The organism is Streptomyces sp. NPDC026092, from assembly GCF_040638605.1.
Classification (GTDB): Bacteria; Actinomycetota; Actinomycetes; order Streptomycetales; family Streptomycetaceae; genus Streptomyces.
This window is the reverse complement of record NZ_JBEZYN010000028.1, coordinates 41096-57059: the sequence shown is the minus strand read 5'-3', so window position 1 is coordinate 57059 and position 15964 is coordinate 41096. Positions and strand designations below refer to the sequence as shown.

Genomic DNA, 15964 nt, shown 5'->3' with positions numbered 1-15964 from the left:
ACGTCAGTCAAGGTCGCCCCCGAACGCGGTGGGGTCGCCCACGGCGTGCAGCACCTGGAGGTCGCGGCCGAACGCCAGCTCGCGCAGGAAGGCCTCCACGCCCTCGTCCGGGTCGATCAGGCCGATGCCGCTCCGCACGTACGCGCGCTCCAGCTCGGGGGTGACCATGCCGCCCGCGTCGGCGGCCCACGGGCCCCAGTCCAGGGCGAGCACCCGGTCGGCGACCCGCCCCGACCACTGGCGGGCCAGGGTGTCCAGGGCGTCGTTGGCGGCGGCGTAGTCGCTCTGGCCCCGGTTGCCCAGGACGCCCGCGATGCTGCCGAACAGCACCAGATGACGCAGCCCGGGCCGCAGGTGCTCGGCCAGCGTGCGGGCGCCGGTGACCTTGGTCCCGAAGACCTCGGCGAACGACTCCGGAGACTTGTCGGGCAGCGTCTGGTCGCGGACGACCCCCGCCGCGTGCACCACGGTGTCGAGGCGTCCGTGCCGGGCGTACACGTCGTCGAGGACGGCGCGCAGCCGCTCCGGGTCCGTCACGTCAGCACGGTGATGGCGCACCGACGCGGCCGTCCCGGCGAGGGCGTCCAGAGAGAGTCGGACCTCGCGGGAGGCTCCGTACGCGCGCACCTCGCGCTCGATGTCGGCCGGGGTGCGCCCGCCCTCGGCGATCAGACGGGTACGCAGGGCGGCCTCGTCCAGGGCGGCGTCGGCGGCGGGTTCGCTGCGGCCGATCAACTCGATGTGGCAGCCGGTGCGTTCGGCCAGGGCGGCCGCGAGGCGGGCGGTGATGCCACGGGCGCCGCCCGTCAGCAGGACGACGCTGTCGCGGTCCAGTCCGAGGTCCGCGGCCGTGACGCGCGCGGGCGGCGCGGAGGACAGTTCGGCGGCGGTGGTGCGCCAGAGGGCGCGGCGGCCTTCGAGGTGACCGACGGACGGCTGGGGCGCGTCGAGTTCGTCCGCCAGCGCCCGCGCCGCCTCGGCGGGCGAGCGGCCACCGGGCAGGTCGACCGCGACCACGGCGAGGCCGGGGTACTCGCGGGAGAGCGCACGGGCGAAGCCGTGCAGGCCCGCGCCCGCGGGTCCTTCGTCGTGGCAGGTGGCGAGGAGCAGGGTGCGTACGCCCGCCAGGACCGCCGCGCGCACGGCGGCGAAGCGGGCGGGCAGGACGGGGTCGCCGCCGTCGAGCGCGTCGAGACTCAGGAAGGTGTCGCAGTCGGCCGGGTCGTCCACGACCTCGGCGCCGCGCTCCTTCAGTAACAGGGCCAGTTCGGCGGCGACCTCGCCGCCTCCGCTGATCGCGGCGCGCTCGACCCGCCACTCCCCCGGAACGAGCGGCGTCGGCACGAGCTCGACCACGTGGCGAAGGGTGCGGGCGTCGGCGCGGGTGCCGGTGTCGCCGTCGGTACGGGCGGCCAGCCAGTCGGTCATCTCCCGGATGGTGCGCAGGTCGGAGAGGGCGCCCACGGAGTCGGCGTGCGGGGTGCCGCCGAGAAGGGTGGCGGCTATCTCCGTGCGCTTGAGCGAGTCGATGCCGAGCGCGGCCTCCAGGTCCAGGTCCTGGTCGAGCATGTCGGCCGGGTACCCGGTGCGCCGCGCGATCAGTTCCAGGACGGTCGGCGCGGAGGCCGACTCGGTGGGGGGCTTCACCACCGCGGGAGCAGGAGCGGGTGCGGGAGCGGGTGCGGGAGCGGGTGCGGGAGTGCTCGTGGTGGCTTCGCCGCCGAGGTAGCGGAGCATGACCTCCTGCTGGGCGGCGACGATGCGCTGGGTGCCCCGCAGGAACTCGATGACGGTCTCGTCCCGTTCGCCACCCGTGGTGGTGAGCGCGACAGGCGGTTCGACGGGCCGCAGGCCGCCGGGGACGGGCTCGCCGTCCGCCGTACGGACCAGGTGGCCGTCCACCGTCCACCGCACCGGAGCCGATGGTTCCGGCGCCTCTGTACGGTCCCCTGTCAGCGCCTCCGGCCGCACCGGTACCCCGCGCACGGCGAGGGCGGCGAGGGTGCCGAGCAGGTGGGGCAGGCCGGGGCGGCCGGGCGCCTCCACGGACAGGGCCGTGTGCGGGCGGTCGCCGAGGACGGCGCCGACCAGGCGGGTCAGGACCGTGCCCGGCCCGGCCTCCACGAAGACGCGGGCCCCGGCGGCGTACATCCGCTCGATCTGTTCAGCGAACCGGACGGGCCTCGCGAGGGCGCCGGCCAGCAGCGCCCGTGCGGCGTCCGGTTCGGCCGGGTACGGCTCGGCGGTGGCCCCGGACCACACGGGCACCTCGGGCGCGCGGAACTCCTGGGCCGCCAGCGCCTCGGCGAACGCCTCGACGGCGGGCTCCATCCGGGGGCTGTGGAACGCGGCGGCGACCGGCAGCCGCTTGGCCGTGAGCCCTGCGGTACGGAGCGCGGTGACGGCGGCGTCGATCCCGGCTGCGGACCCGGCGAGCACCACCTGGTCCGGAGCGTTGTGGTTGGCGAGGACCACGTCCTCGGCCAGGCCGTGCTCGGTGAGCAGGGCGGCGACCGCGTCGGCGGGCGCGGCGACGGCGGCCATCGCGCCCGCGTCCGTACCGGCGGCGGCGTGCATGGCCTGGGCGCGGGCGCCGCTCAGCGGCAGCACGGCGTCCTCGGGAAGCACGCCCGCGGCGGCGAGGGCGACGAGCTCGCCGTAGCTGTGACCGCCGAGGAGGTCGGCCTCGACGCCGCAGGCGCGCAGCAGGTCGAGCGCGGCCAGGCCGCCGATGCCGAGGGCGGGTTGCGCGAGTCGGGTGTCGACCAGGCGCGGGGCGTCACCGTCGAAGACGCCGGACGGGAACACCGCGTCGGCCAGGGCCGGATCGGCGCTCAGGAACCGGTGCAGGCGGGGAGAGGCCAGGAACAGGTCGGCGAGCATCCCCGGCCGCTGGCTGCCCTGCCCGGGGACGAGCAGCGCGACGGGCCGGCGGGTGCCGTCGCCGACGTGGACGCCGTGCTCGGGCGCGTCCTGGAGGCGCAGCGCCAGGTCGATCTGTTCGCGGAGGCCGGCCGCGTCCTCGGCGACGATCGCGACCCGTGTCGGGCCGGTCCCGGTGACGGCGGCCAGGTCGCGGAGCGCGGCGCCGTCGGCGTGCCGGTCGGCGAGTGCGCCCAGGGAGGCGCGTACCTCGTCCTCGGTGCCCCGGAACCGCAGCAGCCGGGGCTGCGAGGCGGCGGGCGCGGGGGCGTTCGTGCGCGGCTCGGCGGCGGCGACGACCGCGTGGTAGTTGACGCCGCCGAACCCGAACGCGCTGACCCCCGCGACCCGTTCGGTGTCGGTCCACGGGCGGGCGGCGGTGTCGAAGGCGAAGGGGCTGGTCGCGGCGGACCAGGCGGCGTTGGGGGCCTTCACGTGCCGCGTCGGCGGCCGTACGCCGGTGTGCACGGCGAGCACCGCCTTGATCAGTCCGGCCATGCCCGCCGCGCACTTGGCGTGGCCGATGAGCGACTTCACCGAACCCAGAGAGCACGCGCCGGGTTCGGCGCCGGCCTCGCCGAACACGCCCGTGAGCGTCTCCAGTTCGGTCCGGTCGCCCAGGACCGTGCCGGTGCCGTGCGCCTCCACGAGGCCGACCTCGCGCGGCGAGATCCCGGCGGTGGCGTAGGCGCGCTCCAGCGCGCGCCGCTGGCCCTCGGGGCGGGGCGCGGTCAGGCCGAGCCCGCGCCCGTCGCTGGCCGCGCCGACGCCCTTGACCACGGCGTAGACGCGGTCGCCGTCCCGCTCGGCGTCCTCGAGACGCTTCAGGACGAGGCAGGCCACGCCCTCGGCGAGCACGATGCCGTCGGCGGACGCGTCGAAGGGACGGCAGCGTCCCGTCGGCGAGAGCGCCTTCACCGAGCCGAACATCAGGTAGTCGTGCAGGCCGTTGTGCGTGTCGACGGCCCCGCACAGGACCATGTCGCTGGTGCCCGCGAGGAGTTCCTTGCAGGCCTGGTCGAGCGCGGCGAGCGAGGACGCGCACGCGGCGTCGACGGTGTAGTTCGGTCCGCCGAGGTCCAGGCGGTTGGCGACCCGTCCCGCGATCACGTTGGCCAGCGTGCCGGGGAACGAGTCTTCGGTGAGGTGCGGCAGCCGCGCGTCGAGCTCGGCGGGCAGCTCGTCGAGGTGCAGCGGCAGCAGGGACCGCATCGCGTACGCGGAGGCGAGGTCGGCGCCCGCCTCCGCGGCGAAGACGACGGACGTCGCCTCCCGGTCGAAGGGCCGGTCGGCGTAGCCCGCGTCCGCGAGGGCCCGGGTGGCGGTCTCCAGGGCGAGGAGCTGGGCGGGCTCGATGGCGCCGAGCGAGGCCGGCGGCACGCCGTGGCTCAGCGCGTCGAAGGGCAGGGGTGGCAGGAACCCGCCCCACTTCGACGGCGACCGCTCCCCCGACGGGGCCTCGGCGCCCGCCCAGTGGCGATCGGTCGGCCAGCGCTCCGCGTCGACCTCGGTGACCGAGTCGACGCCGGCGACGACGTTCGCCCAGTACTGGGCGAGGTCGGGCGCGCCGGGGAAGGCGCAGGCCATGCCGACGACCGCGACGTCGAAGGATCGGGCGCTCATCGGGTCAGTTCCTCCCGGCGACGGAGAACAACGGGAAGTACCCGTCGAGGTCGTCGCGGCTGTAGGCCTCGGCCAGTTCGGGTATCCGGTCGAACGGCGTGACCGGTCCGTCGGCGATGTCGGGCAGCCAGCCCGTCTCCTGCATCACGTCCCGGATGCGGGCGCCGTCCTGGAACCGCCACGCGTGCGTGTGGACGTGGATGTGCCGGGTGATGCACTCGGTGGCGCGCAGGTTCCACAGCCGCATGCCGGTCTTCCAGCCCACGGTGGACACCACGCCCTCGCGGGCCAGGCTCTTCAGCGTGGCGCGGTGGAGGCCGCCGCCGAGGTTGTCCAGGAAGACCGAGACGCCGAGGCCGCCGGAGAGTTCGCCGACGATCTCCAGGAACCGTGCCTCGGAGGCGCGGTAGCGGTCCATCGCGCCGGGCTCGCCGGACTCCTTGGCCCAGGTGTAGTCCAGGTCCGGGAACTCCCGGCGGTCGACCGGGATCGCCCCCGAGGCGGCGATGTCCTTGAGCCTGCTGTCCCGGCCGGACACCATCGCCGTACGGAATCCCTCGCGGCGGGCCAGTTCCAGTTCGGCGTAGACCACGCCGCCGCCCCAGCCGAGCACGAGCGGCTGCTCGTCCCAGGCGTCGTCGACCTGGCTCCGCCAGCAGCGGCTGGTGACCCGCCAGTTGTCCCAGGCGGTGAAGTAGCGCGCGAACGGAGCCCAGCGCTCCACGGGGTACCGGCCGTCCTCGGGCAGCGGTACGAGCCGGTCGGCGGGCACGACCATGCGCTCGGCGAGCAGGCCGGGCGAACCGGGCGCGTCGTAGGCGGAGATGGTCTCCGCGTAGCCGTTGCGGTCGATCCGGCCGAACGGGATCCACAGGCAGTCCTGGCCCTCGCGCAGGCCGCGCACGGCGGATCCGGCGGAGAGCACGCGCACCACGCCGCAGGTGCCGACGGTGATCCGCTCCTCGCCGCGCTGGCGGACGATGTCGACGGGGGTGCGGGCGAGGGCGTGCTCCATGTTCGCCTCCCAGCAGCCCACGAGGGGCTCGACGAGCACCTCGTGCTCGCCCGGCGACGCGATCGGAACGCGGGTGAGGGTCAACTCACCGCGCACCGGCCCCTTCGAACGGTCCTCCGGGCCGGCGGGCAGAACCCATGCCTTGACTGTCTCCATCAACTCCCCCAGATGTGGGTGTATTTTGCCGTCGTCCCAAGCCGTCCCGCGTCTGAGGTCGACGCTATCAGGACAGCGGTCTTGTTGATCATCAACGGTTCCACCTCGCCACGAGGCCCTCCAACAGCTCCGCGATCCGGGCCCGTTCGGGGCCGTCGGCGGGCAGTCGGGTGATGGCCTCGTCGAGTTGACCGAGCTCTTCCAAGACGAGGACGGCCGTCGCGGCGTCCTCGTCGGCGAACTCCGCCGGTGCCTCGCCGTCGGCCGGTGCCAGTTCGGCGAGCAGGTACCGGGCCAGCTCGGCCGGGGTCGGGTGGTCGAACACCAGCGTCGGCGGCAGCCGCAGTCCGGTGACGGCGGCGATCCGGTTGCGCAGCTTCAGCGCGGCCAGCGAGTCGAACCCCTGCTCGAGGAAGCGGTGGTGGACCTGGACGTCGTCGCCGCTCGGGTGGCTGAGCACCAGCGCGGCCTCGGCGCGGACCAGATCCAGCAGGAGCGCCTCCTGCTCCACGCGCGGGCGGCCGGCGAGATCGCGTCCCAGGGTGGGCGCGGCCGCGGTCGCCGCCTGCGCGGCGGCCCGGCGTGCGGGTACGCCCGAGAGCGCGCGCAGCATCGGGGGCAGTTCGTCGGCGGCGGCCCGCAACGACCGCAGGTCCAGCGCGCTCGCCGCGACGAAGGGCTCGTCGCCCCGGCACGCCGCGTCGAAGAGCGCGAGGCCGCGCGCCTCGGTCAGCGGCACCATGCCGTTGATGACGGCCGTCTCGTCCGGGGCGACCTCGTGGCCGCTCTTGGTGGCGCGCTCGGCCCACCAGCCCCAGGCCACGGACGTCGCCGTCAGACCGTGGGCCCTGCGGTGCCGGGCCAGGGCGTCGAGGAAGGCGTTGCCCGCCGCGTAGTTGCCCTGGCCGAGGCCGCCGAGCGTGCCCGCCATCGAAGAGAACAGGACGAACGCGGCCAGGTCGAGGTGGCGGGTCAGCTCGTGCAGATGCCAGGCGGCGTCGGCCTTCGGGCGCAGCGCCGTGTCCATCCGCTCGGGGGTGAGCGCGGCGACGACGCCGTCGTCGAGGACCGAGGCGCTGTGCACGACGGCGGTCAGCGGGTGCTCGTCCGGGATCGCCGCGAGCAGCTCCGCGAGCGCCTTGCGGTCGGCGACGTCGCACGCCGCGTGGGTGACCCGGGCGCCGAGCGTGCCGAGCTCCTCGCTCAGCTCGCCCGCGCCGGGTGCGTCCTGACCGCGCCGGGAGGCCAGCACGAGGTGCCGGACGCCGTGTTCGGTCACCAGGTGGCGGGCGACCAGCGCGCCGAGGTCGCCGGACGCTCCGGTGACCAGGACGGTGCCGGCCGGGTCCCACGGCGCGGGTCCTTCCGGTTCGGCGAGGCGGGCGAGGCGCGGCACCAGGGCCGCGCCGCCGCGCAGCGCCAGCTGGGGCTCCCCGGCGGCCGACGCGGCGGGCAGCGCCCGCCACGACTCGGGCTCGCCGTCGGTGTCGACCAGGACGAACCGGTCGGGGTGCTCCGACTGGGCCGAGCGCACCAGGCCCCATGCGGCGGCGCCCGCGAGATCGGACGCCCGGTCGGCCGCCGCGCCGCGGGTGAGCACGACGAGCGGGACGGCGGCGAACCGGTCGTCGGCCAGCCACGCCTGGACGGCCGCAAGCGTGGCGTGCGCGACGGAACGCGCCTCGGCGGGCACGTCGCCCTCACCGCCCACGGCGGTGACCAGGACGGCGTCGGGGATCTCGCGCAGGGCCGCCGGGTCGACCGCGCCGTCCACGGTGTGCCCGAGGCCGCGCAACTCCTGGGCGGCGCCCAGCGGATCGGCACCGAGGACGGCCCACCGGCCGGGCTTCGCCCCGGCGTCGGTCGCGGCCAGCGGTACCCAGTCCATGCGGAACAGCGCGTCGCGGCCGATCCGCGCGGAGGCGGTGCGGTCCGCCACGGCGCCGAGCCGGACCGCGTCGACCGTGAGCACCGGGTCGCCCGCGGGGTCGGCCAGGGTGAGGGCCACGGTGTCCGGGCCCGTGCGCTCGGCGCGTACCCGCACGGCCCGCGCGCCGGTCGCGTGCAGGCGCACGCCCGACCAGGCGACGGGCGCCCGGTCGGTGTCGAGGACGGTGTGCAGGGCGGCGTCGAGGAGCACGGGGTGCAGGGCGAAGCCGTCGGCCCGTCCGGCGGCGTCGGCGTCGAGCGCCACGTCGGCGAACACGTCGTCGCCGCGCCGCCACGCGGCCCGTACGGCACGCCAGGCCGGGGCGGGACCGACGCCGACGGCGTCGAGTTCGGCGTAGAGGTCGTCGACGGGCTCGGCGCCCGTCGGCGGCCAGGGGGTCAGTGCGGCGCCGGGCGCGGTGTGGGCCACGAGCGTGCCTTCGGCGTGGCGCACCCAGGCGCCGTCGGTCCGGGCGTGCACGCCGACCGATCGGGTGCCCTCTCCGTCGGGCTCGCCGACGCGCACCTGCACGGTGACGCCGCCTTCCGCGAGCGCGAGCGGAGCGTACGCGGTCAGTTCGCCGATGCCCGCGCTGCCGACCCGGTCGGCGGCGGCGAGGACGAGATCGACGAGGACCGCCCCCGGCACCTCGCCGGGCAGCCACGGGTGTGCCGCGGCGGAGAGCCTGCCGGTGAGGACGAGCCCGCCGCCCGCGAGGTCGACCTCGGCGCCGAGCAGCGGGTGCCCGGCCGAGGCCAGTCCGGCCGCCGTCATGTCGCCGGTGCCCACCGAGGGCTCCAGCCAGTGCCGGGCACGCTGGAACGCGTACGTCGGCAGCTCGACCGTGGCCGCGCCGGTGCCCTCGAAGACGGGCCGCCAGTCGACGGTGGCGCCCGCCGTGTGGGCCTCGGCGGCGGCGCGCAGGAACTGCTCGCGGCCGCCCTCGTCCCGGCGCAGGGTGCCGAGCGCGGCGGCTCCGACGCCCGCGTCCTCCAGCGTCTGCTGGAGGGCCACGGTGAACATCGGGTGCCCGCTGACCTCCAGGAACGGTCCGTGGCCCTGCTCGGCCATGGCGCGCACGGCCTGCTCGAACTCCACGGTCCTGCGCGCGTTCTCGTACCAGTAGTGCGCGTCGAGACCCGCGGTGTCGAGCAGGCCACCGGTCACCGTGGAGTAGAACGGGATCGCCGACGAGCGGGGGGAGGTCGGCGCCAGCGTCTCGACGAGGTGGTCGCGCAGCACGTCCACGTGCGCGGTGTGGCCCGCGCCGACGATCTGCCGGACGCGGCGCACGCGGACGCCCTCGCCCTCGAGTCCGGTGAGCAGTTCCTCCAGCGCGTCGAGGTCGCCCGCGACGGTGACGGAGCGGGGGTCGTTGACCGCCGCGATGTCGAGGCGCGTCCCCCACGGCTCGAGGCGCCGGAGCGCCTCCGCCTTGGGCAGCGCGACGGCCGCCATGCCGCCGGTGCCCGCCAGGGTCAGCCACGCCTTGCCGCGGGTGGCGACGATCCGGGCCGCGTCCCGCAGGGACAGGGCGCCCGCCACGTAAGCGGCGGCGATCTCGCCCTGGCTGTGGCCGACCACCGCCGACGGGTGCACGCCGTGCGCGCGCCACAGCGCGGCGAGCGACACCATCATCGTGAACAGCGCGGGTTGTACGACGTCCACGCGGTGCAGCGGCGGCGCGCCCTCGACGTCGTGGAGCACGTCGAGGAGGTCCCATTCCACGAACTCGGCGAACGCGTCGGCGCAGGCGTGCACGCTCTCCCGGAAGACCGGGAACTCCTCCAGGAGTCCCTTGGCCATGCCGGGCCACTGGGCGCCGTGGCCGGGGAAGACGAACGCGACCCGGTCGGCGCCCGCGGCGGCGCCCTGCGCCGCCGCCGGGTGGGCGGTGGCACCGGCGACGGCGTCGAGGCCGCTCAGCAGCTCGGCCGTGTCGGCGCCGAGCACGACGGCCCGGTGGTCGAAGGCGGCGCGGCCGGCCGCGAGCGACCAGCCGACGTCCGCGGGGCGGACGTCGGGAACGGCCGCGACATGGTCACGCAGCCGCGCCGCCTGGGCGCGGAGGGCGGCTTCGGTACGACCGTGCAGCGGCCACACCACGACCGGCGCGGGCGCGTCGGCAAGGGGCTCCGGCGCCTCCGCGACAGCCGGAGCGTCCGCCTCCGGCGCCTGCGCCACGGGCGCGTCCCCCTCGGGCGCCTGTTCGATGATCACATGGGCGTTCGTGCCGGACAGGCCGAACGACGAGATGCCCGCGCGGCGCGGGCGGTCCACGGCGGGCCACTCCATCGGCTCGGTGAGCAGCGAGACGGCCCCGGTCGTCCAGTCGACCTGTGCGGTGGGCGCGTCGACGTGCAGGGTCTTCGGCAGCAGTCCGTGGCGGATGGCCTGCACCATCTTGATGACGCCCGCGGCGCCCGAAGCCGCCTGCGTGTGGCCGACGTTGGACTTCACCGAGCCGAGCCGGAGCGGCTCGGTGCGGTCGCGGCCGTACGTGGCCAGCAGCGCCTGGGCCTCGATCGGGTCGCCGAGCCGGGTGCCGGTGCCGTGCGCCTCCACGGCGTCCACGTCGGAGGGACGCAGACCGGCGTCGCCCAACGCGGCGGTGATCACGCGCTGTTGGGCCGGTCCGCTGGGCGCGGTGAGTCCGTTGGAGGCGCCGTCCTGATTGATGGCGGAGCCGCGGACGAGGGCGAGGACGCGGTGGCCCTGGGCGCGGGCCCGGGACAGCCGCTCGACCAGCACGAGGCCGACGCCCTCCGCCAGGCCGGTGCCGTCCGCCGCGTCGGCGAAGGCCTTGCAGCGGCCGTCGCCGGACAGTCCGCGCTGCGCGGAGAAGCCGATCAGCGCGGCCGGGCTGGACATCACGGCGACGCCGCCGGCGAGGGCGAGGTCGCTCTCGCCCCGGCGCACGGACTGGCAGGCCAGGTGGAGCGCGACCAACGACGACGAGCAGGCGGTGTCGACCGTGACGGCCGGCCCCTCCAGGCCGAGGGTGTAGGAGATCCGGCCGGACACCACGCTCGGGACGTTGCCGGTGAGCAGCTGCCCGTCGGAGCCGCCGGCACCCGGACCGCGACTGGACGCGTAGTCACCGACGTTGGCGCCGGCGAACACGCCCGTACGGCTGCCGCGCAGGCCGGCCGGGTCGATGCCGGCGTGCTCGAACGCCTCCCACGCCGCTTCGAGGAGGAGGCGCTGCTGCGGGTCGGTGGCGCGGGCCTCCAGCGGGGAGATCCCGAAGAACGCGGCGTCGAACTCCGCGAGGCCGGGCAGGAAGCCGCCGTTGCGCACATAGCTGCGGCCCCGGGCGTCCGGGTCGGAGTCGTAGAGCGCGTCGAGGTCCCAGCCCCGGTCGGTGGGCAGGTCGCCCACCGCGTCCCCTTCCGCCACCACGAGCCGCCACAGGTCGTCCGGCGACTCGACGCCGCCCGGGTACCGGCAGCTGAGGCCGACGATGGCGATCGGGTCGTCGTCGTCCTCGGCCCGTGCGGTGACGACGGGCGCGGACGTCGCGACGGCTCCGAAGGCCTCGGCGAGCAGGTGCTCGGCGAGCGCGGCGGGCGACGGGTGGTCGAAGACCAGGGTCGCGGGGAGCGTCAGACCGGTGGCCGCGCCGATCCTGTTGCGCAGTTCGACGGCGGTGATGGAGTCGAAGCCGACGTCGCGGAACGCCCGGTCGGCGGGGAGCGCCGACGGCGAGGCGTGGCCGAGGACGGCGGCCGCGTGGTCACGGACCAGTTCGGTCACGGCCCGCGTGCGCTCCCCTTCGGGCAGCGCGGCGAGCCGTTCGCGCAGGGCCGAGGCCGTACCGGTGTCGACGACGGCGTCGCGCAGCAGGGCCGCGGCCTCCGGTACGCCCTCCAGGAGGGGCCTGCGCCGTGCGGAGCAGAACACCGGCACGAAACGGGTCCAGTCCACGTCGGCGAGCGCGACGGTGGTCTCGTCGTGGTCGAGCACCTGCGCCAGGCCCGCGACGGCCAGGTCGGGGTCGAGGAAGGGCAGGCCCTGCCTGCGGACGCGCTCCGGGTCGACGCCCTCGCGGATGCCGTCCCAGTCGTTGACGGCGGCCCAGATGCCCCAGGCGACCGAGGTCGCGGCCAGGCCCCGGGCCCTGCGGTCCTCGGCGAGCGCGTCGAGGTAGGCGTTCGCGGCGGCGTAGGGGGCGTGTTCGCCGCTGCCCCACAGGCCGGCGATGGACGAGAAGAGGACGAAGGCGTCGAGGTCGGCGTCGGCCCCGAAGAGCTCGTCGAGGTGGCGGGCGCCGAGCACCTTGGCGGCCACCTCGTCGGCGAACTCGCCCACCGGGATGTCGGCCAGCGGGCGCAGCTCCAGCGCGGTGGCGGCGTGCAGGACGCTGCGTACCGGCGTACCGGCCCGGGCCAGTCCTGCGACCAGCGCGGCGAGTTGGCCGCGGTCGGCGACGTCGCAGGCCGGGAACTCCAGGGCCGTGCCGGACCCGGCGAGTTCGGCGGTCAGTTCCGCCGCGACCGGGGCGGCCGCGCCGCGCCGGCTGGGCAGCACGACGCGCTCGGCGCCGTGGGCGGCCAGCCAGCGCACCAGGTGCGGCCCGAGCGCGCCGGTGCCGCCGGTGAGCAGCACGGTGCCGGTGGGCCGCCACCGGCGGGGGGCGGGGGTGGCGCCGAGCGGTGCGCGGGAGAGGCGGCGCACGGAGAGGCCGGTGTCGCGCAGCGCCACCTGGTCCTCGGCGCCCGCGTCGCCCGCGAGGACGGCGGCGAGCCGGCCGGCCGCGCGGTCGTCCAGTGCGGCGGGCAGGTCGACGAGGCCGCCCCAGCGGTCGGGGTGCTCCAGGGCGACGACGCGGCCGAGGCCCCATGTCTGGGCCTGCGCGGGCGCGGTGACGCGCTCGGCGGGGCCGGCCGCGATCGCGCCGCTGGTGGCACACCAGAGCGGGGCGTCGACGCCCGCGTCGCCGAGGGCCTGCACGAGCGCGACCGTCAGGGCCAGGCCCACCGGCAGCGCGGGGTGTTCGGGGTGCGGCTCGTCGTGGAGGGCCAGCAGGGACAGCACGCCGGCGGGGCGGACGTCGGCCGGGCAGGCGTCCGCGAGGCGGGCGGCGAGCCCGTCGCGTCCGGTGTCGCCGTCGGCGAGCGTGAGGGTCGTGACGTCGGCACCCCGGGCGGCGAGCACGCGGGCGCAGTCGGCGGGCAGCGGGCCCGTGTGGCCCTCGGGTACGACGAGCAGCCACGGTCCGGTCAGGCGCGCGTCGTCGGGGACGGTGCCGCGCTCCCACTCCACCGCGTACCGCCAGGTGTCGACGGTCGACCGTTCGTGCCGGTCCCGGTGCCACTGGGACAGTGCGGGCACGACGGCGCTGAGCGGTTCGTCCGTGTCGACGCCGAGCGCGCGGGACAGCGCCTCGAGGTCGGCGCGGTCCACGACGTCCCAGAACCCGGCCTCCCACGGGTCGGCGCCCGCCGCCGCGGCCACGGCGGCGCGGCGCTGCGGCGTGAGCCAGAACCGCTCGCGCTGGAAGGCGTACGTGGGCAGGTCGACGCGGCGCGGGGCGTACGGGGCCAGTTCGGCCGCCCAGTCGACGGGCGTGCCGAGCACGGCGGCCTCGGCGAGGGCCGTACGGAACCGGCTCAGGTCGCCCTTGTCGCGGCGGAGGGTGGCCACCGAGGCGACGGGGACGTCGAGGGCGTCGGCCGTCTGCTGCACGCCGACGGTGAGCACCGGGTGCGGCCCGGCCTCGATGAAGACGCGGTAGCCGTCCTGGATCGCCCGGCGGGTGGCCTCCTCGAAGCGGACCTGCTCGCGGAGGTTGCGGTACCAGTAGTCGGCGTCGAGCCCGGTGGTGTCGAGGGGTTCGCCGGTGAGGGTGGAGAGGAAGGCGACCTCGGTGCGGCGCGGCGTGATGCCGGCCAGGTCGGCGGCGAGACGCTCGCGGATCTCCTCGACCTGCGGCGAGTGCGAGGCGTAGTCGACGGGGACGCGGCGCACCCGGACGCCCTCGGCCTCCCACGCGGCCTGGGCCGCGTCGAGGGCGGCCACCGCGCCGGAGACGACCACCGCGGAGGGGCCGTTGACGGCGGCCACGCCCAGACCGGGCCACTGGGCGAGCCGGGCCCGCACCTCGGCCTCCGGCAGCGGTACGGACAGCATCCCGCCCCGGCCCGCGAGCGCCAGCAGGGCCTTCGCCCGCAGCGCGACGACCTTCGCGCCGTCCTCCAGGGACAGTGCGCCCGCGACGCAGGCGGCGGCGATCTCGCCCTGCGAGTGGCCCAGGACCGCGTCGGGCCGTACGCCCGCCGTACGCCACAGTTCGGCCAGGCTCACCATGACGGCCCAGAGCACGGGCTGGACGACGTCGACGCGTTCCAGCGCCTCCGGCGAGCGGACCGCCTCGTCGAGCGACCAGTCCGTGTACGGGGCGAGCGCGCGGCCGCACTCGGCCCAGCGGGCCGCGAAGGCGGGCGAGGAGTCGAGCAACGGCACGGCCATGCCGGCCCATTGGGCGCCCTGGCCGGGGAAGACGAAAGCGGTCCGCCGGACGCCGACCCCCGCGGTGCCGGTGACGACGGCCGGGCCGGGCCGCCGCTCGGCGAGCGCGGTGAGCCCTTCGAGCAGCCCGTCGCGGTCGTCGGCGACGACGACCGCGCGGCTGGGCAGGGCGGTACGGCCGGTGGCGGCGCTGTACGCGACGTCCACCGGGGCCAGGTCGGGACGGTCCACGAGGTGCGCGGCAAGGCGTCGGGCCTGCGCGCGCAGCGCGGGCTCCGTCGCGCCCGACAACACGACCGGGATCGCGACGGGTTCGGTCCGGTCCTCGGCGGGCACGGTGGGCGCGGTGGCCTCCGCACGTGCGGCGGGGACGGTGGCCGACGCGGGTGCGGACGGGGCGGGGGCCGGAACCACGGCGGTGGGTGCGGCCGGTGCCTGTTCCAGGACGATGTGGGCGTTGGTGCCGCTGATGCCGAACGACGACACCGCCGCCCGGCGCGGCCTGCCGACCTCGGGCCACGGGCGGGCCTCGCGCAGCGGCTCGACGGCGCCGGAGGCCCAGTCGACCTGCGGGGACAGCTCCGTGAGGTGCACGGTGCCGGGCAGTACGCCGTGGCGAAGGGCCATGACGGCCTTGATGATCCCGGCGACGCCGGCGGCGGCCTGGGTGTGGCCGATGTTGGACTTCACCGAACCGAGCCACAGCGGCTCGTCCCGGTCCTGGCCGTAGGTCGCCAGCAGCGCCTGCGCCTCGATCGGGTCGCCGAGGGCGGTACCGGTGCCGTGGCCCTCCACGAAGTCGACGTCGGCCGGGTCGAGCCGGGCGTCGGCGAGGGCCTGGCGGATGACCCGCTGCTGTGCGGGCCCGTTGGGTGTGGTGAGGCCGCTGCTGGCGCCGTCCTGGTTCACCGCCGAGCCGCGCAGGACCGCGAGGACCGGGTGGCCGAGCCGCTCGGCGTCGGCGAGCCGTTCGACGAGCAGCATGCCCGCGCCCTCGGACCAGCCGACGCCGTCGGCCTGGGCGGAGTAGGGCTTGCAACGGCCGTCGGCGGCGAGGCCTCGCTGCCGGGAGAAGTCGACGAAGACGGCCGGGGTGGACAGCACGGTCGCGCCGCCCGCGAGGGCCATCGTGCACTCGCCCGCGCGCAGCGCCCGTACGGCGGAGTGCAGTGCCACCAGGGACGACGAGCACGCCGTGTCGAGCGTGACGGCCGGGCCCTCCAGGCCCAGGACGTAGGCGACGCGACCGGAGGCGATGCTGCCGGCGGTCCCGAGGCCGAGGTAGCCCTCGACCCCCTCGGGCAGCGGGTCCGCGCCCGTGCCGTAGTCGTGGTACATGACGCCCGCGTACACGCCGGTACGGCTGCCGCGCAGCGACGCCGGGTCGATGCCGGCCCGCTCGATCGCCTCCCACGCGGTCTCCAGGAGCAGGCGCTGCTGCGGGTCCATCGCGAGGGCCTCGCGCGGCGAGATGCCGAAGAAGGACGGGTCGAACTCGCCCGCGTCGTGCACGAAGCCGCCCTCGCGGGCGTGCGAGGTGCCGGGCCGGTCGGGGTCGTCGGCGAAGAGCGCGCCGAGGTCCCAGCCGCGGTCGGTGGGGAAGCCCGCCACCGCGTCGCGGCCCTCGGCCACGAGCCGCCACAGGTCGTCGGGGGAGGCCGTGCCGCCGGGGTAGCGGCACGCCATGCCGACGATCGCGATGGGCTCGTGGCCCCGGTCCTCGGCCTCGCGCAGGCGCTGCTTCGTGCGGCGGAGGTCGGTGGTGAGCCGCTTCAGCGTTTCCAGGACCTTCTGGTCGCCGCTCTGTTCGTTGGACAACGCTTCTGCTCCTCGTACCCTGCGGTCTG

3 protein-coding genes are annotated in these 15964 nt (G+C 76.4%); all 3 read right to left on the bottom strand.

The features are described from left to right. Positions 1-3: 3 nt before the first annotated feature. The 3 genes from AB0F56_RS32405 to AB0F56_RS32395 all read right to left on the bottom strand — a co-directional run bounded on the left by AB0F56_RS32405 (position 4) and on the right by AB0F56_RS32395 (position 15935). A complete protein-coding gene (locus AB0F56_RS32405) occupies positions 4-4545 on the bottom strand; it encodes an SDR family NAD(P)-dependent oxidoreductase (RefSeq protein ID WP_362016277.1) in 4542 nt (1513 codons plus the stop codon). A 4-nt stretch (positions 4546-4549) separates the two neighbouring features. Beyond that, complete coding sequence (locus tag AB0F56_RS32400; protein WP_362016274.1) at positions 4550-5716, bottom strand: zinc-binding alcohol dehydrogenase family protein; 1167 nt, start codon at positions 5714-5716, stop codon at positions 4550-4552. Positions 5717-5807: 91 nt separating this feature from the next. Then, a complete protein-coding gene (locus AB0F56_RS32395; RefSeq protein ID WP_362016271.1) occupies positions 5808-15935 on the bottom strand; it encodes a type I polyketide synthase in 10128 nt (3375 codons plus the stop codon). Positions 15936-15964: the final 29 nt, after the last annotated feature.

Bases quoted from the DNA above. Each gene is read 5' to 3' on its own strand.
- AB0F56_RS32405 (WP_362016277.1), bottom strand. From the start codon at position 4,545: ATGAGCGCCCGATCCTTCGACGTCGCGGTCGTCGGCATGGCCTGCGCC.
- AB0F56_RS32400 (WP_362016274.1), bottom strand. From the start codon at position 5,716: ATGGAGACAGTCAAGGCATGGGTTCTGCCCGCCGGCCCGGAGGACCGT.